This is a genomic window from Coleofasciculus sp. LEGE 07092, assembly GCF_015207375.1.
GTDB lineage: Bacteria > Cyanobacteriota > Cyanobacteriia > Cyanobacteriales > Coleofasciculaceae > LEGE-07092.
Genome location: NZ_JADEWY010000252.1, coordinates 1 through 3030 on the forward strand (window position 1 = coordinate 1; position 3030 = coordinate 3030).

Annotated in this window: 3 protein-coding genes; 2 read left to right on the top strand and 1 reads right to left on the bottom strand. The window is 48.4% G+C overall.

The window, feature by feature from the left end:
• Positions 1-4 precede the first annotated feature (4 nt).
• Positions 5-1045: a tRNA dihydrouridine synthase DusB gene (dusB, locus tag IQ257_RS29210; RefSeq protein ID WP_193882537.1), complete on the top strand. Its 1041-nt coding sequence runs from the start codon at positions 5-7 to the stop codon at positions 1043-1045.
• 58 nt (positions 1046-1103) lie between these two features.
• On the opposite strand, the gene hemH is transcribed toward dusB, so the two are convergent.
• Positions 1104-2267, bottom strand: coding sequence for a ferrochelatase (gene hemH / locus IQ257_RS29215; protein ID WP_193882534.1), 1164 nt, complete (start codon positions 2265-2267; stop codon positions 1104-1106).
• Positions 2268-2378: 111 nt separating this feature from the next.
• Between hemH and IQ257_RS29220 the strand changes: the two genes are divergently transcribed.
• The gene (locus IQ257_RS29220) at positions 2379-3002 is read left to right on the top strand and encodes a class I SAM-dependent methyltransferase (protein ID WP_193933485.1); all 624 of its coding nucleotides are present in this window, start codon (positions 2379-2381) and stop codon (positions 3000-3002) included.
• Positions 3003-3030: the final 28 nt, after the last annotated feature.

A 3030-nucleotide genomic window follows, 5' to 3' on the forward strand; every position in this document is an offset into this window, starting at 1 on the left:
GATAATGACAGCTCTCTCCCCCCAACTGCAACACCGCCTATCAACCCCCCTAAAAATCGGCTCCTTAGAAGTCAAAAGCCGAGTTTTACAATCCCCCCTCTCTGGAGTCACCGATTTAGTATTTCGTCGCCTGGTGCGGCGCTATGCCCCGGAGTCGATGATGTACACCGAAATGGTACACGCAAAGGGGCTGTGCCATGTCAAGCACTTGCCGAAGATTATGGAGGTAGATCCCAACGAGAAACCCATCAGTATTCAATTATTTGACTGTCGCCCCGATTTTTTGGCAGAAGCGGCGCAAATGGCAGTGGCGGAAGGGGCAGATACGGTGGATATTAATATGGGTTGCCCAGTGAATAAAATCACCAAAAACGGCGGGGGTTCTTCGTTACTGCGAGAACCGGAAACAGCCGAAGCGATTGTTCGGGCAGTTGTCAAGGCGGTATCGGTGCCGGTAACGGTGAAAACGCGCATTGGCTGGACGGATGAGAACATCAATATTCTGGAGTTTGCCAAGCGGATGGAGGATGCGGGGGCGCAGATGCTGACGCTGCACGCCCGTACTCGCGCCCAAGGTTACAACGGTTCTGCTAAGTGGGAATGGATTGGGCAAGTGAAGCAGATTCTTTCGATTCCGGTTATTGCCAACGGGGATATTTTTTCTGTAGATGCGGCGGTAAAGTGTTTGGAACAGACGGGCGCGGATGGGGTGATGTGTTCGAGGGGAACGCTGGGTTATCCCTTTTTAGTGGGAGAAATTGATTATTTTCTGAAAACGGGGCAAATTCTCCCGACTCCAACCTCGGTGGAACGCCTCGAATGTGCCAAGGAACACCTGCAAGCGTTGTGGGAGTATAAAGGCGATCGCGGTATTCGTCAGGCAAGAAAACACATGGCTTGGTATGCTAAGGGGTTTGTGGGGGCAGGAGAGTTGCGCGATCGCCTCAGTCGCGTTGAAACGGTGGCTCAAGGGGTTGAATGGATTGAAGGAGCGATCGCTAAACTCAATACTGGAACTCCAATAGTACTTGCGGCATCAAGTTAGGAGAAAAGAGAGGGGAAAGGGAAAAGAAAGAATCTACTTCTTTCCCCTTTAACCTGTTCTACAACAATCCCACGAAGTGCAAGGGTCCTTGACCGCTAATTAATTCCAACAGCAAGGCAATAAAGCCAATCATTGCCAGACGACCATTCCAAACTTCAGCCGCTGTTGTCATTCCCCACTCCCAGCGTTCTTGAGGATACATCTTAACTTTCTTCGTTGGACGTGCAACGTCCGAAAAAGTAAGACTAGGAGCATTAAGTGCTTCCGTGACTAAAGTTGCCAGGGAGTCGATAAAGATAGGATGGGTATTGAGTGCTGGGACGCGCTGAAAGTGTTCTATCCCTGATTCTTCTGCTAATTCCCGATACTCAATGTCAATTTCTTGCAGAGTTTCGATATGCTCGGAAACAAAGCTAATCGGGACGACGAGTAAATCCTTGACGCCTTGAGTACCAAGTTCCTGTAATGAGTCTTCGGTATAGGGTTGAAGCCACTCAACTGGACCAACCCGACTTTGATATGCCAAACTGTGAGCGTTAGGACGATTCAGAGTCTGTACAATTAAATTAACGCAGTCTTCTATTTCTTGCTGATAGGGGTCGCCCGCTTCTGTTACGTAACTTAAGGGAACACCGTGAGCGCTGAAGAAGATGTGGGCGGATTCGGGGTTGGGGAAGCGATTGAGTTCCTGGGCAATTAAGTCCGCCATGGCTTGCAGATAACCAGGTTGCTTGTACCAGGACGGAATAACGGTATATTCGATTTGGTTCAGTCTTGGGTCTTCTTGCCAAAGTTTTTCTAGAAGGCGGAAGCTAGAACCACTGGTGCTAATAGAAAATTGAGGATAAAGGGGTAAGATAACTAGCTGTTCAATACCATCGCGCTTGATGCGAGCGATCGCTTCTTCAGTAAAAGGATGCCAGTAACGCATCCCCACATAGATATTCGCCTCTTGTCCTTTTTCCTGTAACTGATCCTGAAGGGCTTGAGCCTGGGCTTCGGTGATGTAGCGTAGTGGGGAACCCCCTCCAATCTGGCGATAATTCTCTTGGGACTTCTTTGCCCGCATGGTTGAAATTAACCAGGCAAGGGGAGTTTGCAGCCAGGAGAACGGCAAGCGAATGATTTCGGGATCAGAAAACAGGTTGAACAGAAAAGGACGAACGTCCTCCGGTTCGTCTGGACCCCCTAAATTAAGTAATAATACCCCAACACGACCCATAGCGATCACGGTTTTCTAGAACTTTCATATTTGTTACTGATTTTAACAATATATGCTTTTAATGGTTTAAATTCGCAGTAAAAAATACAGTTCTTGATCAGGACACAAACAATGGCAACTGTTTTAAGACCGTTGAGCTATAAGTACCAGTGGCTGTACGATGGGATTTCCCAGCTTGCCGCTTTAGCCGTAGGAGGTGAAAAGCGATTCCATCACCTGCCTTTGCAAGGATTAACAATTCATTCAGAATCCAAGGTACTAGACCTTTGTTGCGGCAGTGGTCAAGCGACCCAATATCTAGTGCAATATTCCCAGGATGTCACTGGCTTAGATGTATCCCTGGTGTCTTTACAACGGGCAGAGCAGAATGTTCCTCAAGCCAAGTATGTGGAAGGCTTCGCTGAGGAGATGCCATTTCCAGAAAATCAGTTTGATGTGGTGCATACTAGTGTAGCACTTCACGAGATGCCGCCTTCTATATTGCGGCAGATTCTTACAGAAGTGTATCGGGTACTCAAACCGGGGGGTGTATTTGCATTAGTCGATTTTCACAAACCGACTAATTTTCTGTTTTGGCCCGGAGTGGCACTATTTCTGTGGTTGTTTGAAACGCAGACGGCTTGGCAGTTGTTAGAGACTGACTTGGTTGGGTTGCTAAAGGAGACTGGCTTTGAAGTGTGTGAACACCGTCTGTATGCGGGTGGGAGTTTGCAGATGATTCAGGTGAGGAAATAGGCAGGGGGGCAGGGGTGCGGAGGTGCGG

What these genes read in the sequence shown, in the direction of transcription:
- dusB (WP_193882537.1), top strand. Translation starts at nt 5, where the DNA reads ATGACAGCTCTCTCCCCCCAACTGCAACACCGCCTATCAACCCCCCTA.
- hemH (WP_193882534.1), bottom strand. Translation starts at nt 2,267, where the DNA reads ATGGGTCGTGTTGGGGTATTATTACTTAATTTAGGGGGTCCAGACGAA.
- IQ257_RS29220 (WP_193933485.1), top strand. Translation starts at nt 2,379, where the DNA reads ATGGCAACTGTTTTAAGACCGTTGAGCTATAAGTACCAGTGGCTGTAC.